Annotated in this window: 21 protein-coding genes and 3 tRNA genes; all 24 read left to right on the top strand. The window is 70.5% G+C overall.

What is annotated here, in order from left to right:
• The first annotated feature begins 324 nt into the window (after positions 1–324).
• The 24 genes from ACZ6PY_RS11585 to fusA all read left to right on the top strand — a co-directional run bounded on the left by ACZ6PY_RS11585 (position 325) and on the right by fusA (position 25168).
• Complete coding sequence (locus ACZ6PY_RS11585; RefSeq protein WP_466071342.1) at positions 325–2853, top strand: putative bifunctional diguanylate cyclase/phosphodiesterase; 2529 nt, start codon at positions 325–327, stop codon at positions 2851–2853.
• 96 nt (positions 2854–2949) lie between these two features.
• Positions 2950–3022: transfer RNA gene (locus ACZ6PY_RS11580), tRNA-Thr, on the top strand.
• 25 nt (positions 3023–3047) lie between these two features.
• Positions 3048–3120 (top strand) — tRNA-Met (locus tag ACZ6PY_RS11575).
• A 131-nt stretch (positions 3121–3251) separates the two neighbouring features.
• Positions 3252–3419: a 50S ribosomal protein L33 gene (rpmG, locus tag ACZ6PY_RS11570; RefSeq protein ID WP_067301359.1), complete on the top strand. Its 168-nt coding sequence runs from the start codon at positions 3252–3254 to the stop codon at positions 3417–3419.
• Positions 3420–3538: 119 nt separating this feature from the next.
• The gene (locus ACZ6PY_RS11565; protein ID WP_466071341.1) at positions 3539–3985 is read left to right on the top strand and encodes an FAS1-like dehydratase domain-containing protein; all 447 of its coding nucleotides are present in this window, start codon (positions 3539–3541) and stop codon (positions 3983–3985) included.
• 3 nt (positions 3986–3988) lie between these two features.
• The gene (locus ACZ6PY_RS11560; protein ID WP_466071340.1) at positions 3989–4381 is read left to right on the top strand and encodes a MaoC/PaaZ C-terminal domain-containing protein; all 393 of its coding nucleotides are present in this window, start codon (positions 3989–3991) and stop codon (positions 4379–4381) included.
• A gap of 127 nt (positions 4382–4508) precedes the next feature.
• Positions 4509–4581 (top strand) — tRNA-Trp (locus tag ACZ6PY_RS11555).
• A 215-nt stretch (positions 4582–4796) separates the two neighbouring features.
• Positions 4797–5189 (top strand): preprotein translocase subunit SecE, encoded by a 393-nt coding sequence (gene secE / locus ACZ6PY_RS11550; protein WP_466071339.1) that lies wholly within the window; start codon positions 4797–4799, stop codon positions 5187–5189.
• A 35-nt stretch (positions 5190–5224) separates the two neighbouring features.
• Positions 5225–5947 (top strand): transcription termination/antitermination protein NusG, encoded by a 723-nt coding sequence (nusG, locus tag ACZ6PY_RS11545; RefSeq protein ID WP_151462526.1) that lies wholly within the window; start codon positions 5225–5227, stop codon positions 5945–5947.
• Positions 5948–6132: 185 nt separating this feature from the next.
• Complete coding sequence (gene rplK, locus ACZ6PY_RS11540; protein WP_091570017.1) at positions 6133–6564, top strand: 50S ribosomal protein L11; 432 nt, start codon at positions 6133–6135, stop codon at positions 6562–6564.
• Positions 6565–6649: 85 nt separating this feature from the next.
• Entirely contained in the window at positions 6650–7366 is a 717-nt protein-coding gene (rplA, locus tag ACZ6PY_RS11535) for a 50S ribosomal protein L1 (protein ID WP_466071336.1), read from the top strand.
• A gap of 79 nt (positions 7367–7445) precedes the next feature.
• Positions 7446–8348 (top strand): ATP-binding cassette domain-containing protein, encoded by a 903-nt coding sequence (locus ACZ6PY_RS11530; RefSeq protein ID WP_466071334.1) that lies wholly within the window; start codon positions 7446–7448, stop codon positions 8346–8348.
• Positions 8345–9034 carry a hypothetical protein gene (locus ACZ6PY_RS11525; protein ID WP_466071332.1) on the top strand — a complete coding sequence of 230 codons (690 nt, stop codon included), beginning with the start codon at positions 8345–8347 and terminating at the stop codon, positions 9032–9034. Before ACZ6PY_RS11530 ends, ACZ6PY_RS11525 begins: the two co-directional genes overlap by 4 nt.
• Positions 9035–9345: 311 nt before the next feature.
• Positions 9346–9891: a 50S ribosomal protein L10 gene (gene rplJ, locus ACZ6PY_RS11520; RefSeq protein WP_313724406.1), complete on the top strand. Its 546-nt coding sequence runs from the start codon at positions 9346–9348 to the stop codon at positions 9889–9891.
• A gap of 54 nt (positions 9892–9945) precedes the next feature.
• Positions 9946–10332, top strand: a complete 387-nt coding sequence (gene rplL / locus ACZ6PY_RS11515) for a 50S ribosomal protein L7/L12 (RefSeq protein ID WP_466071330.1) — start codon at positions 9946–9948, stop codon at positions 10330–10332.
• 574 nt (positions 10333–10906) lie between these two features.
• Positions 10907–14338: a DNA-directed RNA polymerase subunit beta gene (gene rpoB, locus ACZ6PY_RS11510; RefSeq protein ID WP_466071328.1), complete on the top strand. Its 3432-nt coding sequence runs from the start codon at positions 10907–10909 to the stop codon at positions 14336–14338.
• An 81-nt stretch (positions 14339–14419) separates the two neighbouring features.
• Entirely contained in the window at positions 14420–18307 is a 3888-nt protein-coding gene (locus ACZ6PY_RS11505; RefSeq protein ID WP_466071326.1) for a DNA-directed RNA polymerase subunit beta', read from the top strand.
• Positions 18308–18422: 115 nt separating this feature from the next.
• On the top strand, positions 18423–19037 hold the full coding sequence (locus ACZ6PY_RS11500; RefSeq protein ID WP_466071324.1) for an ArsR/SmtB family transcription factor: 615 nt from the start codon (positions 18423–18425) through the stop codon (positions 19035–19037).
• On the top strand, positions 19012–20262 hold the full coding sequence (locus tag ACZ6PY_RS11495; RefSeq protein WP_466071322.1) for an MFS transporter: 1251 nt from the start codon (positions 19012–19014) through the stop codon (positions 20260–20262). The genes ACZ6PY_RS11500 and ACZ6PY_RS11495 overlap by 26 nt, the downstream gene beginning before the upstream one ends.
• Positions 20263–20302: 40 nt before the next feature.
• Positions 20303–20671 carry a hypothetical protein gene (locus ACZ6PY_RS11490; RefSeq protein WP_466071320.1) on the top strand — a complete coding sequence of 123 codons (369 nt, stop codon included), beginning with the start codon at positions 20303–20305 and terminating at the stop codon, positions 20669–20671.
• 521 nt (positions 20672–21192) lie between these two features.
• Positions 21193–21615 (top strand): hypothetical protein, encoded by a 423-nt coding sequence (locus tag ACZ6PY_RS11485; RefSeq protein ID WP_466072064.1) that lies wholly within the window; start codon positions 21193–21195, stop codon positions 21613–21615.
• Between the two features lie 534 nt (positions 21616–22149).
• A complete protein-coding gene (gene rpsL / locus ACZ6PY_RS11480; protein ID WP_007465318.1) occupies positions 22150–22524 on the top strand; it encodes a 30S ribosomal protein S12 in 375 nt (124 codons plus the stop codon).
• A gap of 1 nt (position 22525) precedes the next feature.
• Positions 22526–22996: a 30S ribosomal protein S7 gene (rpsG, locus tag ACZ6PY_RS11475; protein ID WP_077938296.1), complete on the top strand. Its 471-nt coding sequence runs from the start codon at positions 22526–22528 to the stop codon at positions 22994–22996.
• 75 nt (positions 22997–23071) lie between these two features.
• Complete coding sequence (fusA, locus tag ACZ6PY_RS11470; RefSeq protein ID WP_466071318.1) at positions 23072–25168, top strand: elongation factor G; 2097 nt, start codon at positions 23072–23074, stop codon at positions 25166–25168.
• The last annotated feature ends 8 nt before the right edge of the window (positions 25169–25176 follow it).

The following is a 25176-nucleotide window of genomic DNA, read 5'->3' as shown; positions in this document are numbered from 1 at the left end:
ACCGCTTTTCCGCCTGCCCCCCGTGTGGCACGATCGTGGAACCTCCACCATCGCTGAAACTCTCTCGACAGGAGCAATCATGTCTGGTCGAAGGTTGGGCCGGCTGCTTGGCTCACTTCTTATTCTTGCCGCCCTCGTCGGTGGTGTCGGCGGTGTCGACTTCGATGGCATCAACGGGGGCGTCCAGACCCTGGACATTGTGTGGCAGTGACCGGGTTCTCCGGTCTGTCGCCGTCGAGCCCGGCTGCCACGACTCTCACGTGCCAGCCGGGCGACGACTCGCGTCGATGACGGGGCGGCGCGCCGCCAATCCGAAGGAGCGGCATGATCCGTCGCGGTCAGCCACGACGCCGGTCGTCTGAGGACGCCTGGATCATCACGGCACCGATGGCGTTGGTCGCCGTGGCCTGCGCCACGGTGACCGGCCTGCTCGCCGAGCATCCCGTCGGGAAGTGGCCGCAGGCGGCGCTCTTCCTGCTCCTCATGATCGTCGCCGGGTTGCCGCTGCTGAGCCTGGTCGTCCGCCGGCAGACGCTCGGCGTCACGCTCACCGAGCTGCCGCTGGTCCTGGCGCTCTACTTCCTGCCGCCGCTGACCGTCGTGGTCATCTACACGCTGACGGCGCTCATCACGCACATCCGGCACCGGTTCTCGGCGCCGAAGGTCTGGTTCAACGTCGCGCGCGCCGCGGCCGGCACCTCGCTGGCCGTGCTGGTCCTCCAGGCGCTGCCGCCCATCCAGGGGGTCGGGCCACGCACCTGGGTGAGCATCTTCGCGGCGGTCAGCATGGTGCTGCTGGTCAGCGTCGCCAGCGTGGTCGCGGTGCACACCCTGCTGCACGGCTGGCAGACCGGGCGGGGCGCCCTGCGCAGCGCCAAGGCCGGACTGCTGACGGCGGCGATCAACGTGTCCGTCGGGTTGATCGTGCTGATCCTGGTGCGCAGCACGTGGTGGTCGCTGCTCCTGCTGTCCGCACTGGGCGCGGGTCTCGTCCTGGTCTACCGGTCGTACGCCCAGTTCTTCCGGCAGCACCGCACCCTGACCGACCTCTACGAGTTGACCCGCGCCGTGGTGGAGAGCGGGCAGAGCGGCACACTGGCGGACGCCCTCCTCGGTCGGGTGCGGTCCCTGATGCAGGCCGAGTACGCCACACTCTGGCTCCCCGCCCAGGGCCGGCACCCGGAGACGCTGCTGACCGCCCGGGTCGACGACCCGGGTCTGCTCGACATGGCGCACACGCCGCAGGCGCTGCGGGAGAAGGTGCGGGAGCTCCGGCGTACCGTCGCCGTCGGACACGGCGTGACGACCGACGACGAGTTCCGCGCGGAGTTCGCGGAGCGGCGGGTCAAGGACGCCGTGGTGGTGCCGTTGCGCTCCGGTCCGGTCGTGATCGGCACCCTGGAGGTGGCCAACCGGCTCGGTGACGGCAACCACTTCACCCCTGCGGACATCGCGGTCTTCGAGACCGTGGCCGCGCACGCCGCGGTCGCCCTGGAGAACACCCGCCTGGTCGACCGGCTCCGGCACGACGCCGAGCACGACACGCTGACCAAGCTGCCCAACCGCCGGCGGATCACCGCGGCGGTGGCCGAGGCGGTCCGGATCGCGGCGCCCGGTGAGGTGGTGGCCCTGCTGCTCTTCGACGTCGACCGGCTGCGCCAGGTCAACGAGTCGCTCGGTCACGCGGCCGGGGACAAGGTCCTGGTCGAGGTGGCCGAGCGGCTGCGCGCCAGCGCACCCTCCTCCGCCCTCGTGGGCCGGGCCGGTGGCGACGAGTTCCTGGTGACGCTGCGGCTGGAGAGCACCGAGGCGGCGCTGGAACTGGCCGGCCAGCTGCGCGAGCAGATCCGCGACGAGATGGTCTTCGACGCGCTCACCCTGGACGTGGACACGGCGGTCGGCGTCGCCGTCCACCCGGACCACGGCAGCGACGCGGTGGCCCTGCTCCAGCGGGTCGACCTGGCCGCCACGGCCGCCAAGTCGGTCCCGGGCAGCGTTCAGCTCTACAGCCCGGCGCTGGAGTCCCGGTCGCTGCGCCGGCTGGGCCTCGCCGGCGACCTGCGCCGGGCGCTGGACGACGGCGCGCTGGAGGTCTACTTCCAGCCCAAGGTGACGCTGCGGGACCGGCGCCTGGTCGGGGTGGAGTGCCTGGCCCGCTGGGAGCACCCGGCGCACGGCACGGTGGCCCCGGACGACTTCGTGGCCGTCGCCGAGCACACCGGCCAGCTCGGCCGGCTCACCGAGTTCGTGCTGCGGGAGAGCCTGCGGCGCAGCCGGGACTGGAACCACGGCGAGCAGGCGCTCGCCATCTCGGTCAACCTGGCCGCCCGGACGCTCACCGACCAGCACTTCCCGGCCCTGGTGCGGGATCTGCTGGAGGAGTACGGCGTGCCGGCGCAGCGGCTCACCCTGGAGATCACCGAGGCCGGTGTGCTGGACGGCACCGAACGTCCCATCCCGACCCTGAAGCGCCTCGGCGAGCTCGGTGTCCGGCTCTCCGTGGACGACTTCGGCACGGGCAACTCGTCCCTGGCCCAGCTCCGTCGGCTGCCCGTGCACGAGGTCAAGGTCGACCGCTCGTTCGTGCAGGGGATGGCGACCGACCCGGGCGACCTGGCCATCGTCAACGCGGTGGTGACGCTCTCGCAGCAGTTCGGCCTGACCGTCGTGGCCGAGGGCGTGGAGAGCGAGCTGACCCTGGAGCTGCTCCAGGACATCGGCTGCGAGATCGGCCAGGGCTTCCTGTTCAGCCGGCCCCTGCCGTACGAGCGGCTGGAGGCCTGGTTCGGCGCCCAGGTCGACCCGGAGACGATCGTGGCGGGCGAGCTGCCGCGCCTGCGTGTCGTGCCCTGAGCTGCGGGAACATCGCAACCGGGGATCCGATTTCACCTCGCCGACGGGGTCGTGTACTGTTTCCTCTGCGCGACACCCCACGGGGTGATCGGGTAGGCCCCCTTAGCTCAGTCGGCAGAGCGTCTCCATGGTAAGGAGAAGGTCTACGGTTCGATTCCGTAAGGGGGCTCAGAGGGTCCGGCTGGACCCGCCACGGCGGTGTAGCTCAGATGGCAGAGCAAGCGGCTCATAATCGCTGTGTCGCCGGTTCAAGTCCGGCCACCGCTACTCTCGTCCTCCGGGCCCGCCCGGCGGACGGTGGGATGGGCGCCACAGGCGCCCACTTTGCATGTCCGCGTATTCAGCGCGTAGTCTGATGCGCCGTAGTTGTTATCCGTGAGCGAGGAAGGCACTCCGCCGTGGCGAAGGCGACCGATGTCCGGCCGAAGATCACTTTGGCGTGTGTGGAGTGCAAGGAGCGCAACTACATCACGCGCAAGAACCGCCGCAACGATCCGGACCGCATCGAGCTGAAGAAGTTCTGCCCCCGGGACGGCAAGCACACCATCCACCGCGAGACCCGCTGACCCGCGGCCGGCCCGGCCGGCCCGCAGACAGCTTCCGAACGCCGATCCGCACGGACGGCGGCCTCCGAGCCGCCCGACCGTACGGATCGGCGTTCGTGTTTTCCGTGTAGGTTCGCGGCATGTCCCTGGACCCGTCCTTCGTCGGCCGGACCTATCCGCCGACCGCCCCCTACCAGGTGGGCCGAGAAAAGATCCGCGAGTTCGCCTCCGCCATCGGCGCGACCGACCCGGCGCACCACGACCCGGCGGCCGCCCGGGCGCTCGGCCATCCCGACGTGGTGGCCCCGCCGACCTTCCCGGTGATCGTGACCATGGCCGCCAGCCAGCAGATCGTGGAGGACCCGGCGCTGGGCGTCGACTACAGCCGGGTGGTGCACGGCGACCAGCGCTTCGCGTACCACCGGCCGGTGGTGGCCGGTGACGAGCTGGTCTGCGTGAACACCATCGAGGAGGTCACGACGCGGGGCGGGCACGGCTTCCTGACCACCCGTACCGACGTGAGCACCGTCGCCGGTGAGCCGGTGGTCGCCGTCTGGTCCAAGATCGTCGTACGCGGGGAGGCCTGAGAGATGGAACTGCCCACCCAGACGTACCGGGTGACCCGCGCGGACCTGGTCCGCTACGCGGGCGCCTCGGGCGACTTGAACCCGATCCACTGGAGCGACCGGACGGCCACCAAGGTCGGCCTGCCCGGGGTGATCGCCCACGGCATGTTCACGATGGCTCTGGTCGGCCGGGCGGTGACCACCTGGGCCGGCGCACCGGACGCGGTGGTCGACTTCAACGTGCGCTTCACCCGCCCGGTGGTCGTGCCGGACACCGACGAGGGCACCGAGGTCGAGGTCGCCGCGGTGGTCAGGGAGGTCACCGAGGACGGCCTGACCAGGCTCGACATCACCGCGACCTGCCTGGGGGAGAAGGTGCTGTCGCAGGCTCGGGCACTCGTGCGGACGCCTCGCTGAGGATCCGTTCGGCGCGCGAGGGGTGGACCGGTTGGGAAAGTCGCACGACTACCCGTACACTGGTCCGCCGTGGGGCAAGTGACCCCTGCTCGGCACCTCGTGTCCGGGTGAGGGTGAGTTGCCGCACAGGGGTGTAGCTCAATTGGCAGAGCAGCGGTCTCCAAAACCGCAGGCTGCAGGTTCAAGTCCTGTCACCCCTGCGCCTCAGGCCTGACCGTTCCCGTGGGTCGCGCCGCCGCACGGCGGCGCCCGGCCCGTGGTGGTGGCATCGGCGGGGTTGGTTCCGAGGCATTCGGGGCCCTCCCGGGTCGATCCGCCGGCCGCGGCCCGTCGCGGGACGGTTGGTCCGGCCGGCGTGACCACACGCCGCGCACGCCGCCCGGCGTGCGACCCGATATCCCGCACGGAGGGCGAAGTGGCCGAGAGCAAGCGGCGCGGCGAGGACGCCGGCGACGAGCGTCTGGACGACGACGCGACCGTCGACGGCGTGGCCGACGACGACGCCACCGACGCGGACGAACCGGTCTCCCGGGGCGGCACCGCCACCCGTAAGCGGGCCCGCACCGATTCGACCGAGGGCCGGAAGACCCGGAAGGACACCGAGCGGATCGGGCTGTTCGCCCGCATCGCGCGTTTCTTCCGCGAGGTCGTGGCCGAGCTGCGTAAGGTCATCTGGCCGACCCGCAAGGAGCTGCTGACCTACACGGCGGTGGTGGTCACCTTCGTCGCGGTGATGTTGGCGATCGTGGCCGGCCTGGACTACGGCTTCGCGAAGGCGGTGCTGTGGGTCTTCGGCAACCCCAGCTGACCTGCGGACAGCGATAGTGACGGAAGTGAGCGAGCGTGCCTGAGTACGACGAGACCGCCGAGACCACGGACGAGCAGTCCACGGTCGCGACGGCGGCCAACGATGAGTCGGTCGAGGCCGCCAGCGAGCCGGAGTTCCCGACCACCGAGCCGGCCCCGGACGAGGACTTCGACCCGGTCGCCGAGCTGCGCCAGAAGCTGCGCTACGCCCCCGGCGACTGGTACGTGGTGCACTCCTACGCCGGCTACGAGAACAAGGTCAAGACCAACCTCGAGACCCGGATCACCTCCCTCGACATGGAGGACTTCATCTACCAGGTCGAGGTGCCGACCCGGGAAGAGGTCGAGGTCAAGAACGGCAAGCGGTCGCAGGTCCAGGCGAAGGTCTTCCCGGGCTACATCCTGGTCCGGATGGAGCTGACCGCCGAGTCCTACTCCTGCGTCCGGAACACCCCGGGGGTCACCGGCTTCGTCGGCGCGACCGACCGGGCCGACCGCCCGGCGCCGCTGAGCCTCGACGAGGTGCTCAAGTGGCTGGCCCCGGCGGTCGAGACCGAGCAGAAGAAGGCCAAGCCCGAGGTCAAGGTCCTCGACTTCGAGGTCGGCGACTCGGTCACCGTCACCGACGGCGCCTTCGCCTCGCTGCCGGCGACGATCAGCGAGATCAACGCCGACCAGCAGAAGCTCAAGGTCCTGGTGTCGATCTTCGGCCGGGAGACCCCGGTCGAGCTCAACTTCAACCAGGTCGCCAAGATCTGACGCACGTCCGCACCGGCGGTGGGCCTCCGGCCGGCCGCCGGTGCGTCGTTTTCGCCGTCCGCCGGACCTCGGCGGGGAGGGTGGCGCGAGGCTGCGCTACCCTAGAACGTCGGCTGTCCGCACCGCGCTGACCGTGCGCGCCCGCGGGCCGGCGAAAATCCCAGTTCCAAGCCCCAGGAAGAGACATGCCTCCGAAGAAGAAGCTCGTCAAGACGTTCACGCTTCAGCTGCCGGCGGGCCAGGCCACCCCGGCGCCGCCGGTCGGCCCCGCGCTCGGCCAGCACGGCGTGAACATCATGGAGTTCTGCAAGTCCTACAACGCGCAGACCGAGTCGCAGCGGGGCGACATCGTCCCCGCCGAGATCAGCGTCTACGAGGACCGCACCTTCACCTTCGTGCTGAAGACCCCGCCCGCCGCCCGGCTGCTGATCAAGGCCGCCGGCGTGCAGAAGGGCTCGGGCGTCCCGCACACCCAGAAGGTCGGCTCGGTGACCCGCGCCCAGCTGCGCGAGATCGCCGAGAAGAAGATGGCGGACCTCAACGCCAACGACATCGACCAGGCTGAGAAGATCATCGCCGGCACCGCCCGGTCGATGGGCCTGACCGTCGCCGACTGACCTCGGTCGACCGCTCCACCCGGATCAGTTCGTGGGAGGGCCGCGCAGGTCGCGGGCCCGCCATAGACCACAGGAGTTACGAGAAATGCAGCGCAGCAAGAGCTACCGCAAGGCCGCCGAGGTCATCGACCGGTCGAAGCTCTACTCTCCCGCCGAGGCCGTCAAGCTGGCCAAGGAGACCACCAACGTCAAGTTCGACGCCACGGTCGAGGTCGCGATGCGCCTCGGCGTCGACCCCCGCAAGGCGGACCAGATGGTCCGCGGCACGGTCAACCTGCCGCACGGCACCGGTAAGACCGCCCGCGTGATCGTCTTCGCCGCCGGCGCGAAGGCCGAAGAGGCCGCCGCCGCGGGTGCGGACGAGGTGGGCACCGACGAGCTGGTCGCCCGCATCCAGGGCGGTTGGCTGGACTTCGACGCGGCGATCGCCACCCCGGACCAGATGGCCAAGATCGGCCGGATCGCGCGGATCCTGGGCCCGCGCGGCCTGATGCCGAACCCGAAGACCGGCACGGTGACCATGGACGTCACCAAGGCCGTCGCCGACATCAAGGGCGGCAAGATCACCTTCCGGGTGGACAAGCACTCCAACCTCCACCTGATCATCGGCAAGGCCTCGTTCTCCGAGTCCCAGCTGATCGACAACTACGCGGCGGTGCTGGATGAGGTCCTGCGCTCGAAGCCGTCCGCGGCCAAGGGCAAGTACCTGAAGAAGGTCACCCTCACCACCACCATGGGCCCGGGCGTCCCGGTCGACCCGAACGCGGTGAAGAACCTGACCGAGGCCTCGGCCGAGGCCTGAGCACCACTGCCCTGACGGGGCCCCGCCACCTGCTGGTGGCGGGGCCCCGTCCGTCTGTCCGGTGTGGCAGGCTCGGCACATGCGGCTCGAAGGCGTCTGGCTGCGCTACCACCGGCGCGGCCCGTGGGTGCTGCGGCAGACCGACGTGGCGATCGGCCCGGGCGAGGTGGCGGTGGTGCTCGGGCGCAACGGGGTGGGCAAGTCCACCCTGCTCCAGCTCGCCGCCGGTGTGCTCCGGCCGACCCGGGGCCGGGTGGTCGACCGGCCGGCGGCCGTCGGCTGGGTGCCGGAGCGTTTCCCCGCCGACCAGCCCTTCACCGTGGGGGCCTACCTCGCCGCGATGGCCCGCGTGGCCGGCGTCCCCGGCGCGGAGGCCGACCGGGCGGTGCGGCACTGGGTCGACCGGCTCGGCCTGGCGCGCTTCCACGGGGTGCGGCTGCCCGAGCTGTCCAAGGGCACCGCGCAGAAGGTCGGCCTGGCCCAGGCGCTGATCCGCCCGCCCGGCCTGCTCGTCCTCGACGAGCCGTGGGAGGGGCTGGACGCCGCCACCCGCGACCTGGTGCCCGAGGTCATCGGCGAGGTGCTGGCCGAGGGCGGCGCGGTGCTGGTCAGCGACCACCGCGGCGAGACGGTCCGGCTCCCCGGCGCCCGCCACTGGTCGGTCGCCGACGGCACGGTCACCGAGGCGACGCCGTCCGGCGCCGCGGCCACCGTCGTGGTCGAGCTGTCGGTCCCGGCCGCCGCGGCCGCGGCCGCCGTCGCCCGGTTGCGCGCCGACGGCCACCACGTCCTGCGGATACGCGACCACGCCGTCGCGCCCCCCGCCACGCGACCCGGATCCGACTCCCCGTCTCCCGCCGCCGGACCTGAGCCCGACTCGGCGTCCGCCGCCGCCCGACCGGAGCCCGACTTCCCGTCCGCCGCCGTGGAACCGGCGTCCGGCGCCGGCCGGTCCGGCCCCGCGTCGGAGGTGGCCCGGTGACCGCCCTGGTCCGGCTGCGGCTGGCCGGCTTCCTGCGTACCGGGCGGGCGCTGGCCCCGGTGCTGGCCGGCCTGCTGGCCCTCGGCGTCCTCTACGGCGGCGGCCGGGCCCAGCCCGCGGAGGCCTACGGCGTCTCGGCGGTGGTGCTCTTCCCGGTGCTGGCCTGGCAGACCAAGATCCTCCTCGACGTCGAGCCCGACGTGCAGCGCCGGCTGGCCCGGGTGGTCGTCGGCCCGGCCCGGGAGCGCGCCGCCGGCCTGCTCGCGGCGGCCGTGGCCGGCCTCGCCACGATCGCCGTCGCGCTGGTCTTCCCCTGGCTGGTCGGCGGGGTGACCGGCCCCAGCGGGCCGGGGGACCGGCCGCTGGTCGAGGGGCTGGCGCTCGGCCTCTGGGCGCACCTGCTGGCCCTCCCCGCGGCGGTGGCGCTGGGCGCCCTGTCCAGCCGGGCGATCACCCGCAGCGCCGGCTACGGCGTCGCCGTGCTCACCGTCGGCGCGGTGGCCGCGGTGGTCCTCGGCCTCTCCCGCTCGGTGGCTCCCTGGCTCGTGCCGCCGGTGCTGCCCACCGCCCGGGCGCTGGCCGGCCCGCTGGCGGCACCCACCGGCGTGCTGCTGACCGCCTGGGCGCTGGCCTGGGCGGCCGTGGCGCTGGCCGGCTACGCCTGGGGCCGCCGGAGCCGCGCCTGAGTGACCGGGCGCACTCCGGGGGCGATTTGGTGGTTCGGGACGGGTCGCGTAACCTAGTCGCGTAGTTCCACCCAAAGACCGCTGGTCACCGTGCCCCGGCACGGTCGAAGGTCCCGCGATGACGGGCGACCCGCGCAGGGCGGCAAGCGAAAATCGGTGCAGTGCGTGGTCCGCCGACCGCGCCCGTCGTGCCGGCCCTCGCCCCGTGCGCCCTGCGCCGGGGCTTTTCTCGTTGTCGTGATGCCTCCGCCGCCGTCGCGAGCTCTGCTCGTCGCCGGCGTACCAGCTCCGAGCAACGAGAGAGGAGGGACATGGCGGACAAGCCGATCCGGGCCGACAAGGCCACGGCCGTCGCCGAGCTGACCGAGAGCTTCCGCACCGCGGGAGCGACCGTGCTGACCGAGTACCGCGGGCTCACGGTTTCGCAGCTCACGCAGCTGCGGCGCTCGCTCGGCAAGGAGACCAGCTACACGGTCGCGAAGAACACGCTGGCCAAGCGTGCCGCGACCGAGGCGGGCATCTCCGGCCTCGACGAGCTGTTCACCGGTCCTACCGCGCTGACTTTCGTTTCGGGCGACGTCGTCGAGGCGGCGAAGGGGCTTCGCGAGTTCGCGAAGGCCAACCCGAAGCTCGTCATCAAGGGCGGTGTCTTCGAGGGCAAGGCCATTTCCGCGGCCGAGGTCACGAAGCTCGCCGACCTGGAGTCCCGCGAGGTGCTGCTGGCGAAGCTGGCCGGCGCCATGAAGGGCAACCTGAGCAAGGCCGCGGCCCTGTTCCAGGCTCCGCTCGCCAAGACCGCGCGTCTGGCGGCCGCTCTGCAGGACAAGCGCGAGAAGGAGGGCGCCGAGGCGGCCTGAGGCCACCCGGCGCACCCACGTTCTTAGTTTTCACTTTCAGAAAGGACGCCAGACATGGCGAAGCTCAGCACCGACGAGCTGCTCGACGCGTTCAAGGAGATGACGCTGATCGAGCTCTCCGAGTTCGTGAAGCAGTTCGAGGAGACCTTCGAGGTCACCGCGGCGGCTCCGGTCGCCGTCGCCGCCGCCGGCGGCCCCGCCGGCCCGGCCGCCGAGGCCGAGCCGGAGAAGGACGAGTTCGACGTCATCCTCGACGCCGACGGTGGCAAGAAGATCCAGGTCATCAAGGTCGTGCGCGAGCTGACCGGCCTGGGCCTCAAGGAGGCCAAGGACCTGGTCGAGGCCGCTCCGAAGCCGGTCCTGGAGAAGGTCAACAAGGAGGCCGCCGACAAGGCCAAGGCCAAGCTCGAGGGCGAGGGCGCCAAGGTCACCCTCAAGTGACCCTGAGTTCGACCTGACGCGCGTCCGGCTCACGTGAGTCGGGGCACACCGCGTCTCGGCGGGCGGTGATCCGGGGAACCGGATCGCCGCCCGCCGTGTTGGTGGTACCCGAGGGCAGCGGCGTGAGCAGGGCGTCCGCGCCCGGCGTGCGGGTGTCGCGCCGGCCCCTGTCGGTAGCCCGTCGGTGGGAAAGACACCCCGAGGGGTAACCGGCCCTTGACGCGACACGGGCCCGGCAGGCACGCTGACACCAGCAAGACCTTCCGCGCTTGCAACGGCCGCCTCTCGGGTAAGGCAACGGCAGCACCACCGCCGCTCCGCCCGAGCGGACCGGCAGGAACGTCGCGTTCCGAGCAGCCCGGTTGACCCGGTTTTCCGAGGTCCCGAGGCAAGTTCCGCGATGACCTGCGGGGTGGGCTGGACAGCGGTTAGCCTCTCGGCTACACTGCTAGTTTGCGCTGCCTTCCGACTTGACCCCTGCTCGGAAATGTCCGTTTACGGATATTTCTGGTGGGGTCATTGGAGTGCACGCGTACCAGCCGTTCTGCAGCACCGGTCCTCGGAAGGACGCATCTTGGCAGCTTCCCGCCCTGCGAAGACCAGTCGTACGTCGAGCGCTTTCGCGCCCCGCCGAGTTTCTTTCGGTCGGATTACCGAACACCTCGAGGTCCCCAACCTCCTCGCCATCCAGAACGAGTCCTTCGACTGGCTCGTCGGCAACGAGGCTTGGCAGGGCCGGTCGTCGGACGACCCGCACGCACGATCGGGTCTCGCGGAGATCCTCGACGAGATCAGTCCCATTGAGGACTTCTCCGGCACCATGTCGCTCTCCTTCTCGGCTCCGCGCTTCGACGAGGTCAAGGCCTCGATCGAGGAGTGCAAGGAGAAGGACCTGACCTACTGCGCCCCGCTGTTCGTGACCGCGGAGTTCACCAACAACACCACCGGCGAGATCAAGAGCCAGACGGTGTTCATGGGTGACTTCCCGATGATGACGCCGAAGGGCACCTTCATCATCAACGGCACCGAGCGCGTCGTGGTCAGCCAGCTCGTCCGCTCGCCGGGCGTGTACTTCGACAAGCAGCCGGACAAGACCTCCGACCGCGACCTCTCCAGCGTCAAGGTGATCCCGAGCCGGGGTGCCTGGCTGGAGTTCGACATCGACAAGCGCGACACGGTCGGCGTCCGCATCGACCGCAAGCGTCGGCAGGCCGTCACCGTCCTGCTCAAGGCCATCGGGTGGTCCGCGGAGCAGATCCGCGAGAAGTTCGGCTGGTCCGAGCTGATGATGACCACGCTCGAGAAGGACCACATCGCCGGCCAGGACGAGGCGCTGCTCGACATCTACCGGAAGCTCCGCCCTGGCGAGCCGCCGACCCGTGAGAACGCCCAGACCCTGCTCGACAACCTCTTCTTCAACCCGAAGCGGTACGACGTCGCCAAGGTCGGTCGTTACAAGTTCAACAAGAAGCTCGAGCTGGACGTGCCGATCACCACCGGCACGCTGACCGAGGACGACATCGTCGCCACCGTGGAGTACCTCTGCCGGCTGCACGCCGGTGAGGACGGCTACGAGGCCGACGACATCGACCACTTCGGCAACCGGCGCCTGCGCACCGTGGGCGAGCTGATCCAGAACCAGGTCCGGGTGGGTCTCTCCCGGATGGAGCGGGTCGTCCGCGAGCGGATGACCACGCAGGACGTCGAGGCGATCACGCCGCAGACCCTGATCAACATCCGCCCGGTGGTGGCGGCGATCAAGGAGTTCTTCGGCACGTCGCAGCTGTCCCAGTTCATGGACCAGACCAACCCGCTGGCGGGTCTGACCCACCGGCGCCGGCTGAGCGCGCTCGGCCCGGGTGGTCTGTCCCGGGAGCGGGCCGGCTTCGAGGTCCGCGACGTGCACCCGTCCCACTACGGCCGGATGTGCCCGATCGAGACGCCGGAAGGCCCGAACATCGGCCTGATCGGCGCGCTGTCCACCTTCGCCCGGGTCAACCCGTTCGGCTTCATCGAGACGCCGTACCGGAAGGTCATCGACGGTCGGGTCACCGACCAGATCGACTACCTGACCGCGGACGAGGAGGACCGGTTCGTCAAGGCGCAGGCCAACGCCCCGCTGAAGGCTGACGGGTCGTTCGCCGAGGACCGCGTCCTGGTCCGCCGTAAGGGCGGCGAGACCGAGGACGTGGCGCCGTCGGCCGTCGACTACATGGACGTGTCGCCGCGGCAGATGACCTCGGTCGCGACCGCGATGATCCCGTTCCTCGAGCACGATGACGCCAACCGCGCGCTCATGGGTGCCAACATGCAGCGCCAGGCGGTGCCGCTGGTCAAGGCCGAGGCCCCGCTGGTCGGCACGGGCATGGAGTACCGCGCGGCCGTGGACGCCGGTGACGTCGTCGTCGCCGAGGTCGGCGGTGTGGTCGAGGACCTCTGCGCGGACTACATCACCGTCCACCAGGACGACGGCCACCGCCGGACGTACCTGCTGCACAAGTTCCGCCGCTCCAACGCCGGCTCCTGCGTCAACCAGAAGCCGGTCGTCTTCGAGGGCGACCGCGTCGAGGCCGGCCAGGTCATCGCCGACGGTCCGTGCACCGACGAGGGCGAGATGGCGCTCGGGCGCAACCTGCTCGTGGCGTTCATGACCTGGGAGGGCCACAACTACGAGGACGCGATCATCCTGTCGCAGCGCCTCGTGCAGCAGGACGTGCTCACCTCGATCCACATCGAGGAGCACGAGGTCGACGCCCGGGACACCAAGCTCGGCCCGGAGGAGATCACCCGCGACATCCCGAACGTCAGCGAGGAGATGCTCGCCGACCTCGACGAGCGCGGCATCATCCGGATCGGCGCCGAGGTCGTCCCCGGCGACATCCTGGTCGGCAAGGTCACCCCGAAGGGCGAGACCGAGCTGACCCCCGAGGAGCGGCTGCTCCGCGCGATCTTCGGTGAGAAGGCGCGCGAGGTCCGCGACACCTCGCTGAAGGTGCCGCACGGCGAGACCGGCACGGTCATCGGTGTGCGTACCTTCTCGCGGGAGGACGGCGACGAGCTGCCCCCGGGCGTGAACGAGCTGGTCCGGGTCTACGTGGCCCAGAAGCGCAAGATCCAGGACGGTGACAAGCTCGCGGGCCGCCACGGCAACAAGGGCGTCATCTCCAAGATCCTGCCGATCGAGGACATGCCGTTCCTGGAGGACGGCACCCCGGTCGACATCGTGCTGAACCCGCTCGGTGTGCCGTCCCGGATGAACATCGGTCAGGTCCTGGAGACCCACCTCGGGTGGGTGGCCAAGACCGGCTGGAGCGTGGACGGCGACGACGCCGAGTGGAAGCGCCAGCTCCGCTCGATCGAGGCGCACGAGTCCGAGCCCGACACCAACGTGGCCACTCCGGTCTTCGACGGTGCCCGGGAGGAGGAGATCTCCGGTCTGCTCGCGTCGACCCTGCCCAACCGGGACGGCAAGCAGCTGATCGGTTCCTCCGGCAAGGCGCAGCTGTTCGACGGTCGCTCCGGCGAGCCGCTGCCGGACCCGATCGCGGTCGGCTACGTCTACATCCTCAAGCTCAACCACCTGGTCGACGACAAGATCCACGCCCGGTCGACCGGCCCCTACTCGATGATCACGCAGCAGCCGCTGGGTGGTAAGGCGCAGTTCGGTGGCCAGCGCTTCGGTGAGATGGAGTGCTGGGCCATGCAGGCGTACGGCGCCGCCTACGCCCTGCAGGAGCTGCTGACCATCAAGTCCGACGACGTCCTCGGCCGGGTGAAGGTCTACGAGGCGATCGTCAAGGGCGAGAACATCCCGGAGCCGGGCATCCCGGAGTCGTTCAAGGTGCTGCTCAAGGAGCTGCAGTCGCTGTGCCTCAACGTCGAGGTGCTCTCCAGCGACGGTGTGGCCCTGGAGATGCGCGAGACCGACGACGAGGTGTTCCGGGCCGCGGAGGAGCTGGGCATCGACCTGTCCCGGCGCGAGCCGAGCTCGGTCGAAGAGGTCTGAGGCGAGCGGTCGGGAGCCGGTCCGCCGGCTCCCGACCCCGCCCGTTAGCTAGGCAGTACAGACGACGACATAGGGGACATAGTGCTCGACGTCAACTTCTTCGACGAGCTGCGCATTGGCCTCGCCACCGCCGACGACATCCGTCAGTGGTCCCACGGCGAGGTCAAGAAGCCCGAGACCATCAACTACCGCACCCTGAAGCCGGAAAAGGACGGGCTCTTCTGCGAGAAGATCTTCGGCCCGCAGCGGGACTGGGAGTGCTACTGCGGTAAGTACAAGCGGGTCCGCTTCAAGGGCATCATCTGCGAGCGCTGCGGCGTCGAGGTGACCCGCTCCAAGGTCCGCCGGGAGCGGATGGGTCACATCGAGCTTGCCGCTCCGGTGACCCACATCTGGTACTTCAAGGGCGTGCCGAGCCGGCTGGGCTACCTGCTGGACCTCGCCCCGAAGGACCTCGAAAAGATCATCTACTTCGCCTCGTACGTCGTGACGAGCGTGGACGCCGAAGCGCGTCACCGTGACCTCTCGACGATCGAGAACGAGATCCTGGCCGAGAAGCGGCAGGCCGAGAACAGCCGCGACTCGGAGATCGAGAAGCGGGCCGCCAAGCTCGAGGCCGACCTGGCCGAGCTGGAGGCCGAGGGCGCGAAGGCGGACGTCCGGCGCAAGGTCAAGGAGGGCGGAGAGCGCGAGATGCGCCAGATCCGCGACCGGGCCCAGCGCGAGATCGACCGCCTCGACGAGGTCCTCGACACCTTCCGCAAGCTCGAGCCGAAGCAGCTGGTCACCGACGAGCTGCTCTACCGCGAGCTGCGCGACCGCTTCGGCGAGTACTTCACCGGCAGCATGGGCGCCGAGGCCATCAAGGCGCTGGTCCAGAACATGGACCTGGAGGCCGAGGCCGAGAGCCTGCGCGAGACCATCCGGTCCGGCAAGGGCCAGCGGAAGATCCGGGCGCTCAAGCGGCTCAAGGTCGTGGCGGCGTTCCAGAACACCCGCAACTCGCCGCTCGGCATGGTGCTGGACTGCGTTCCGGTCATCCCGCCGGACCTGCGCCCGATGGTGCAGCTGGACGGTGGCCGCTTCGCGACCTCCGACCTGAACGACCTGTACCGCCGCGTGATCAACCGGAACAACCGCCTCAAGCGGCTGATCGACCTCGGCGCGCCCGAGATCATCGTCAACAACGAGAAGCGGATGCTCCAGGAGGCCGTCGACGCGCTGTTCGACAACGGCCGTCGCGGCCGGCCGGTCACCGGTCCGGGCAACCGCCCGCTGAAGTCGCTCTCCGACATGCTCAAGGGCAAGCAGGGCCGGTTCCGGCAGAACCTGCTCGGCAAGCGCGTCGACTACTCCGGCCGTTCGGTCATCGTGGTCGGCCCGAAGCTCAAGCTGCACCAGTGCGGCCTGCCCAAGCAGATGGCGCTGGAGCTGTTCAAGCCGTTCGTGATGAAGCGGCTGGTGGACCTCAACCACGCGCAGAACATCAAGTCCGCCAAGCGGATGGTCGAGCGGCAGCGGCCGGTCGTGTGGGATGTGCTGGAGGAGGTCATCGGCGAGCACCCGGTCCTGCTGAACCGGGCGCCGACCCTGCACCGGCTGGGCATCCAGGCCTTCGAGCCGCAGCTGGTCGAGGGCAAGGCCATCCAGATCCACCCGCTGGTCTGCACCGCGTTCAACGCCGACTTCGACGGTGACCAGATGGCGGTCCACGTGCCGCTGTCCGCCGAGGCCCAGGCCGAGGCGCGGATCCTGATGCTGTCGTCGAACAACATCCTCAAGCCGGCCGACGGCAAGCCGGTCACCATGCCCACCCAGGACATGGTCATCGGCCTCTACCACCTCACCCACCTCACCCCCGGTGGGCAGGGCGAGGGCCGGGCGTTCAGCTCGGACGCCGAGGCGCGGATGGCGTACGACAACCGTGAGCTGCACCTGCAGACCCCGGTCAAGATCCGCCTGCGGGGCATCGTCGGTGTCGACAACGGCGCCGGCGCCGAGCCGTGGGTCGCGCCCGAGGGCTGGGTCGAGGGCGAGCCGGTGACGGTGGAGACCACCCTGGGCCGGGTCCTGTTCAACGAGACGCTGCCGCAGGGCTACCGCTTCGTGAACTACGAGATCCGCAAGGGCCAGCTCTCCGCGATCGTCAACGACCTCGCCGAGCGCTTCCCGAAGGTCGCTCTGGCGGCCACCCTGGACGGGCTCAAGGAGGCCGGCTTCCACTGGGCCACCTGGTCCGGCGTCACCATCGGCATGGAGGACGTCATCGCGCCCCCGCGCAAGCGGGAGATCCTGGACAAGTACGAGAAGGAAGCCGACCGGATCGACAAGCAGTACCAGCGTGGTCTGATGACCGCCGAGGAGCGTCGCGGCGAGCTCATCGAGATCTGGACCAAGGCGACCAACGAGGTCGCCAAGGAGATGGACACCGCGCTGCCGCAGGAGAACCCACTGTGGAAGATGATCAACTCGGGTGCCCGCGGTAACCTGCTCCAGCTCCGGCAGATCGCGGCGATCCGTGGTCTGGTGGCCAACCCGAAGGGCGAGATCATCCCGCGGCCGATCAAGGCCTCGTACCGGGAGGGTCTGTCCGTGCTGGAGTACTTCATCTCCACGCACGGCGCCCGGAAGGGTCTCGCGGACACCGCCCTGCGTACCGCCGACTCGGGTTACCTGACCCGGCGTCTGGTGGACGTCTCGCAGGACGTCATCATCCGCGAGGAGGACTGCGGCACCGACCGCGCCATCCCGATGCAGATCGGCGAGCGGCTCGACGGCAAGCTGGTCGTGCACGAGCACGCCGAGACCAGCGTGCACGCCCGGACCCTGGCCGACGACATCAAGGGGCCGGACGGCACCGTGGTGGCCCAGCGGGGTCAGGACCTCAACTCGATCCTGGTCGACGCGATCGTCGCCGCCGGGGTGGAGACGGTGCGGGTGCGCAGCGTGCTCACCTGCGAGTCGAAGCTGGGCGTCTGCGGTGCGTGCTACGGCCGCTCGCTGCCGACCGGCAAGACCGTGGACGTCGGCGAGGCGGTCGGCATCATCGCCGCCCAGTCGATCGGTGAGCCGGGTACGCAGCTGACGATGCGTACCTTCCACACCGGTGGTGTCGCGGGTGAGGACATCACCCAGGGTCTGCCCCGTGTCCAGGAGATCTTCGAGGCCCGGGTCCCGAAGGGTAAGGCGCCCATCGCCGACACCCCGGGCCGGATCCGGATCGAGGACGGCGAGCGGTCCCGCAAGATCGTGGTCATCCCGGACGACGGCAGCGACGAGATCGTCTACGACAAGATCTCGAAGCGGGTCCGGCTCCGGGCGCACGACGGCGACCACGTCGAGGTCGGCGAGAAGCTCACCGAGGGCACCATCGACCCGCACGAGCTGCTGCGCATCCTCGGTCCGCGCGCGGTCCAGGTCCACCTGACCCAGGAGGTCCAGGAGGTCTACCGCTCGCAGGGTGTGCTCATCCACGACAAGCACATCGAGATCATCATCCGCCAGATGCTCAAGCGGGTGACGGTCATCGACTCCGGCTCGACCGAGTTCCTGCCGGGCGTGCTTGTCGACCGGGCGCTGTTCGAGTCGGAGAACCGCCGGCTCGTCGGCGAGGGTGGCGAGCCCGCCGCCGGTCGCCCGGTGCTGATGGGTATCACCAAGGCCTCGCTGGCCACGGACTCCTGGCTCTCGGCGGCCTCCTTCCAGGAGACCACCCGGGTGCTGACCGACGCGGCGATCAACTCGCGCAGCGACTCGCTGGTCGGCCTCAAGGAGAACGTGATCATCGGTAAGCTCATCCCGGCCGGTACGGGCATCAGCAAGTACCGCAACGTCCGGGTCGAGCCGACCGAGGAGGCGAAGGCCAAGGTCTACTCGATGACCGGTTACCCGGAGACCGACTACGGCTTCGGGCCGGCCAGCGGCCAGGCCGTGCCGCTGGACGACTTCGACTTCGGGTCGTACCGCTAAGCAGTAGGAAACGACGAGGCCCCCGGCACCCGCCGGGGGCCTCGTCGCGTCTCCGGTGCGCCATCTGAAAGGTTACGTCTCGAGAGAATTCTCTCGAGAGACTACTCTCGACAACATGAACGGCGACGAACCCCGCACCCTCACCGACCCTCGAGAGCTCCGCGCACTCAGCCACCCCGTACGACTTGCCCTCCTAGAGGCGCTCGGGGCCGGCCCGTTGACCGCCACGCAGGCCGGCGAGCTGATCGGGGAGAGCCCCACCACCTGCTCCTTCCACCTACGTCAGCTGGCTCGCTACGGATTCGTGGAGGAGGCCGGCGGCGGCCGCGGCCGGGTCCGGCCCTGGCGGCTGACCCGGCGGGGCTGGTCGGCGCCGGCCCGACCCGAGGACCCCGACTGGACCCGCGCCTCCCAAGCCCTCGACCGGGTCCTGCTCGACCGGTACGTCCAGCGGCTGCGCCGGTTCGTCGACGAGGCCCCCACCTATCCGCCCGAGTGGTACCAGGCGGCCACCGGACAGCAGCAGCTCTTCCACCTCACCCCCGACGAACTGGCCGAGTTCGCGGCCGCCTACCGGAAGCTGGTCGCCGGATTCACCGCCCGGTTCGACGCCCGACGCGCCGGGGCCGACGCCCGCCCGGCCGGGGCGCTTCCGGTCGAACTGCTCTTCTTCGGCTACCCCGTCCGAGCGCCGGAGGTGTCGGATGTCGACCCGACGACTGCTGGCTGACCGGCGCGCCCGCCGCTACCTCGCCGGTCAGACCCTCTCGCTGGTCGGCGACAGCTCGATGTGGCTGGCCTGCGGCATCTGGGTGAAGGACCTGACCGGCAGCGACGGCGCGGCCGGACTGACCTTCCTCTTCTTCACCGCCCCGGCGCTGCTCGCGCCGCTGGCCGGACTGCTCGCCGACCGTCTGCCGCGCCGCCGGCTCCTGGTGGTGGCGAACCTGACCGGGGCGGCGATCCTGCTTCCGCTGCTGGCGGTCCACGGTCCCGAGCAGGTGCCCCTGATCTACGCGGTGATGCTCCTGTACGGGTGCCTCAACCTGGTCATCGCGCCAGCCCAGTCCGCGCTGCTGGTCAGCCTGCTCCCCGACGACCTGCTGGCCGACGCCAACGCACTGCTGCGCACGGCGCGGGAGAGCCTGCGGTTGCTCGCCCCGCTCGCCGGGGCCGGCCTCTACGCGCTGCTCGGCGGTGCCGCGGTCGCGGCGCTGGACATGGCGACGTTCGCGGCCGCGGCCGTGCTGCTGCTGACGCTGCGCGTCGCGGACCCCACCCCCGAGCGCTCGGATCGCGGCGGCGGCGCGCTCCGGCACTGGGCCGGGGAGCTGACAGCCGGATTCCGGCATCTCGCCGGCCACCCCCTGCTCCGCCGGGTTGTCCTCGCCACCGGTGTGCTCGCTCTCGTGCTGGGCTTCAGTGAGTCGACCGCGTACGCCGTCGTCGACCGTGGGCTGCACCGGTCCCCGGAGTTCCTCGGCGTACTCCAGGCCGCGCAGGGCGTCGGGGCGGTGTTCGGCGGCCTGGCCAGCGCCGCAGCCGTCCGGCATTTCGGTGAGGTACGCGTCGCCGCGGCGGCGTTCCTGGCCTGGGCCGCCGGCGCGATCGGGGCCAGCACCCCGCTGCTCGGCCTGGTCCTGGCCGGACGGGTCAGCTCGGGCGCGGGCCTGACCGTGATGGCCATCGCGCTGCTGACCCTGCTGCAACGCAGCGCGCCGGAACGACTGCAGGGCCGGGTCTACGCCGGCTTCGAGGTGACCACGACCGTCCCCCAGACCCTCTCGATCGGGCTCGGCGCGTACCTGATCGGGGTGCTCGACTACCGCGCGTTGCTGCTGACCGAGGCCGCTGTCGTGGGACTTGCCGCGCTGCTGTTGTTCCGGGCCGACCGCCTCACCGCGCGGCGGACCGAGGCGTCGGCATCGCCGGATCCCGTGCCGTCGGCCGCGTAGCGCCCGACCGGCGTCGGGCTCTCGGGGCAGAATGGTGGGCATGACGACCGTGCCCGGGCAGGTGCCCGTCGTTCCGCAGGGGCACCGCCACCCGCTCGACCCGGAGCCGGTCCGTTCGACAAAGGCCCGCGCCGTCTTCGCCCTCGGGCTGATCGGGGCGCTCACCGGCTTCTTCGTCGGCGGGGTGGTGCCCGCGACCATCGCGCTCACCCTCGCCCGGCAGGCCCGCCGGGAGGCGTACGTCTCGGGGGGTTTCCTCACCGGCGCCGGCTGGCTGCGCCGGGGGGAGCAGCTGGCCTGGACGGGCCTGCTGCTCGCGGCCGTCGCGACCGTGGCGGCCCTGGTGATCGGCCTGGTCCGGCTGGCGGGCGCCCCGTTCGGGCACGACTTCGCCCCGAACGTCGACTGACCGGGCGGGGGAGCCCGCACGCGCCCGACCCCGCGGGCGCGACCCGCGACGGTAGCCTGGCCGGTGTCCGCCGCGCGGTGGGCGAGCCACGTCGACAGGAGGATCCCGTGACGGAACCGGCCCCGCCGCCGGGAGGCGATCCGACCCGCCCCGGCACCGGGCCGGACGCGGCCGGGCCGCCGCAGTCGGCCGCGCCCGGACCGTGGCCGCCCGCCGGGCCGTATCCGCCGGCGCCGCCCGGCTCCCCGGCACACCACGCCGGGCACCCGGCCCCGCCCGCCGCCGCGCCGTGGGGCTCCCCGTCACCTCACCCGGGGTACGCGGCCCCGCCGTCGGCCCCGGCCGGTTTCCCGCCGCAGCACGCCGGCCACCCGTCCCCGGCCGCCGCCGGACCGGTGACTCCGGCCGGCTGGCCGGCGTCCGGGGCGTACCCGGGGAACCAGCCGGTGCCCGGTGGTGGGTGGGCGGCGCCGGGGAGCGCGCCGGCCGGCGGCGGCTGGGGTCCGACACCTCCGGCGTCGGTGCCGCCGCCCCCGCGCGAGGCGCCGCGCCCGCCGAAGCGCGTCGACGCGGTCCCGGGCACCCCGTTCGGGGTGGTCCACCTGGACGTGCCGCCGGTCGCGTCGGGGCTGGCCATCGGGTCGCTGGTGATCGGGATCGCCTCGATCTTGGTGTCGCTGCTGGTCCTCTGCTTCGGTGTCGCCGGGCGGAACTACGGCGGCGCCTGGGCCGCCGGGGCGTTCACCGTGCTGGGGGTGATCGCCGGCACGGCGGCCGTCGTGGCGGGGCTGCTGGCCCGGCGGCAGATCCGGCGGCCGGCGCCGCCGCCGGCGGTCCGGTTCACCGGGCGTGGCCTGGCCCTCGCCGGGGTCAGTTGCGGGGGAGTGGGCCTGCTGATCAGCCTGGGCGGGCTGGTGCTGGCCCTGGTGGTGCAGATCACGTGACCCGGTCGGCCGGCCTGGCCGCGCATTGACCGGCTATGACCGGTATGCCGGGATGTCCGGTGCGCGGGTGGAACCGGGGCCGCCGGGCCGAGCGCTGGGGAAGCCGGTACACTTGTCACCGTAGGTGCCCATGACGGGCGCGCGGGCACGATGCGATCGGCCGGCGGACCGCGACGCGGTTCCCCCCGAGCCGCTCCGTTTTGACCCGCGCGGCTGTGGTAGGTACTCTTTCCCCTTGTGCCCGGGCCAGCCCGGGCAATGCGTGCGTGCGCTGGAGCCGGTGAGTCGGTGATCGCGCGGCCGCACGACAGAGCCGCAAGACCTGGCGTCGGGAGTTTCCTGCGCCGGTGACAAAAACCCGGTGGGACACGCGAGTGACCGGGCCGGGACCGTGACTTGGGCGACACGCCCGACCGCGGGTGCTGGGACCCCCGTCAGGTGGCCCTGGTTGGAATGTAGGAGAGCCGTCCATCAGGCCGGCTAGAGCAGACGGCGCGGTCGCCTCGCAGCGGCCGAAGGGAGCGGAGAAACCCGGTGCCCACCATTCAGCAGCTGGTCCGAAAGGGCCGTCAGGCCAAGACGACCAAGACCAAGACCCCGGCGCTCAAGGGGTCCCCCCAGCGTCGCGGCGTGTGCACCCGCGTGTACACCACCACCCCCAAGAAGCCGAACTCGGCGCTGCGCAAGGTCGCTCGTGTCAAGCTCAGCAGCCAGATCGAGGTGACCGCCTACATCCCGGGCGTCGGCCACAACCTGCAGGAGCACTCGATCGTGCTCGTCCGCGGCGGCCGTGTGAAGGACCTCCCCGGCGTGCGGTACAAGATCGTTCGCGGCTCGCTGGACACCCAGGGTGTCCGCAACCGCAAGCAGGCTCGCAGCCGCTACGGCGCGAAGAAGGAGAAGAGCTGACATGCCGCGTAAGGGACCCGCTCCGCGGAAGCCGCTGGTCGCTGACCCGGTGTACAACTCGCCGCTGGTCACCCAGCTGGTGAACAAGATCCTGCTGCGCGGCAAGCGTCAGCTCGCCGAGCGCATCGTCTACGCCGCCCTGGAGGGCTGCCGCGAGAAATCCGGCACCGACCCCGTCGTCACGCTGAAGCGGGCGATGGACAACGTGAAGCCGACCCTCGAGGTTCGCAGCCGCCGCGTCGGTGGCGCCACCTACCAGGTTCCGGTCGAGGTGCGGCCGGCCCGCGCGACCACCCTGGGTCTGCGCTGGCTGGTCACCTACTCCCGCGCCCGTCGCGAGAAGACCATGATCGAGCGGCTGATGAACGAGCTGCTGGACGCGAGCAACGGCCTCGGTGCCGCCGTCAAGCGGCGCGAGGACACGCACAAGATGGCCGAGTCCAACAAGGCCTTCGCGCACTACCGCTGGTAACACCTTGGTTCCGGCGCCCACGAGGCGCCGGAACCGCCACCAGTTGTGTCTAGACGACGATAAGTAGGGATTGAAGTGGCCGCCGCAGACGCGCTCGCCAACGTACGCAACATCGGCATCATGGCGCACATCGATGCCGGTAAGACCACTACCACCGAGCGAATCCTGTTCTACACCGGCATCACGTACAAGATCGGTGAGGTCCACGAGGGCGCCGCCGTCATGGACTGGATGGAGCAGGAGCAGGAGCGCGGTATCACCATCACTTCCGCCGCCACCAAGTGCGAGTGGAAGGGCCACACGATCCAGATCATCGACACGCCCGGCCACGTCGACTTCACGGTCGAGGTGGAGCGGTCGCTGCGGGTGCTGGACGGTGCGGTCGCGGTCTACGACGGTGTCGCCGGCGTCGAGCCGCAGACGGAGAACGTCTGGCGGCAGGCGGACAAGTACAACGTCCCGCGGATGTGCTTCGTCAACAAGCTCGACCGGACCGGTGCCGACTTCTTCCGCTGCGTGCAGATGATGATCGACCGGCTCAACGCCACCCCGCTGGTGCTCCAGATCCCGATCGGGCTCGAGGCCGACCACATCGGCGTCGTCGACCTGATCGGCATGCGCGCCCTCACCTGGCGCGGGGAGACCCAGAAGGGTGAGGACTACGCGATCGAGGAGATCCCGGCCGAGCTGGCCGACTCCGCGGCCGAGTGGCGCGAGAAGCTGATGGAGACGCTGGCCGACGTCGACGACTCGGTGATGGAGAAGTACCTGGAGGGCGAGGAGATCTCCGCCGAGGAGATCAAGGCCGCCATCCGTCGGGCCACCATCGCCGGCAAGGCCAACCCGGTGCTCTGCGGCTCCGCGTTCAAGAACAAGGGCGTCCAGCCGATGCTCGACGCCGTGGTCGACTTCCTGCCGTCGCCGCTGGACATCCCGGCGATCGAGGGCACCGCGACCGACGGCGAGACCCCGCTGCAGCGGAAGCCGTCCACCTCGGAGCCGTTCTCCGGCCTGGCCTTCAAGATCCAGACCGACAAGCACCTCGGCAAGCTCACCTACGTCCGGGTCTACTCCGGTGTGGTCGAGTCCGGGTCCCAGGTGGTCAACTCCACCAAGGACCGCAAGGAGCGCATCGGCAAGATCTACCAGATGCACGCCAACAAGCGGGAGGAGCGCAGCTCCGCCAAGGCTGGCGACATCATCGCGGTCCAGGGTCTGAAGCAGACCACCACCGGTGACACCCTGTGCGACCCGGCGAACCCGGTCATCCTCGAGTCGATGACCTTCCCGGAGCCGGTCATCGAGGTGGCCATCGAGCCGAAGACCAAGGCCGACCAGGAGAAGCTCAGCACCGCCATCCAGCGGCTGGCCGAGGAGGACCCGACCTTCCGCGTCAAGCTGGACGAGGAGACCGGCCAGACGGTCATCTCCGGCATGGGCGAGCTGCACCTGGACATCCTGGTGGACCGGATGCGCCGCGAGTTCAACGTCGAGGCGAACATCGGCAAGCCGCAGGTGGCGTACCGCGAGACCATCCGCCGCGCGGTGGAGAAGGTCGAGTACACCCACAAGAAGCAGACCGGTGGTTCCGGCCAGTACGCCCGGGTGATCGTGAGCCTGGAGCCGCTGCCGCTGGACAACGACTCGCCGACCTACGAGTTCGCGAACGCCGTCACCGGTGGCCGCATCCCCCGGGAGTTCATCCCGTCGGTGGACGCGGGCGCCCAGGACGCCATGCAGTACGGCATTCTCGCCGGCTTCCCGCTGGTGGGTGTCAAGCTGACGCTGCTGGACGGCCAGTACCACGAGGTCGACTCGTCCGAGATGGCGTTCAAGATCGCCGGTTCGATGGTGATGAAGGAGGCGGCCCGCAAGGCCGACCCCGCACTGCTCGAGCCGATGATGGCCGTTGAGGTCACCACTCCTGAGGAGAACATGGGTGACGTCATCGGCGACCTCAACTCCCGGCGGGGCATCATCCAGGCGATGGAGGAGCGTCACGGCGCTCGCATCGTCCGGGCCCTGGTGCCGCTGTCGGAGATGTTCGGCTACGTCGGCGACCTGCGGTCGAAGACCCAGGGCCGGGCTAGCTACAGCATGCAGTTCGACTCCTACGCCGAGGTTCCCCAGAGCGTCGCGAAGGAGATCATCGCCAAGGCTACGGGTGAGTGACGCTCACC

The sequence above is a fragment of the Micromonospora sp. NPDC048907 genome (genome assembly GCF_055586885.1).
Note: the sequence above shows the minus strand (reverse complement) of the source record. Positions and strands in the feature narration are given on the sequence as shown.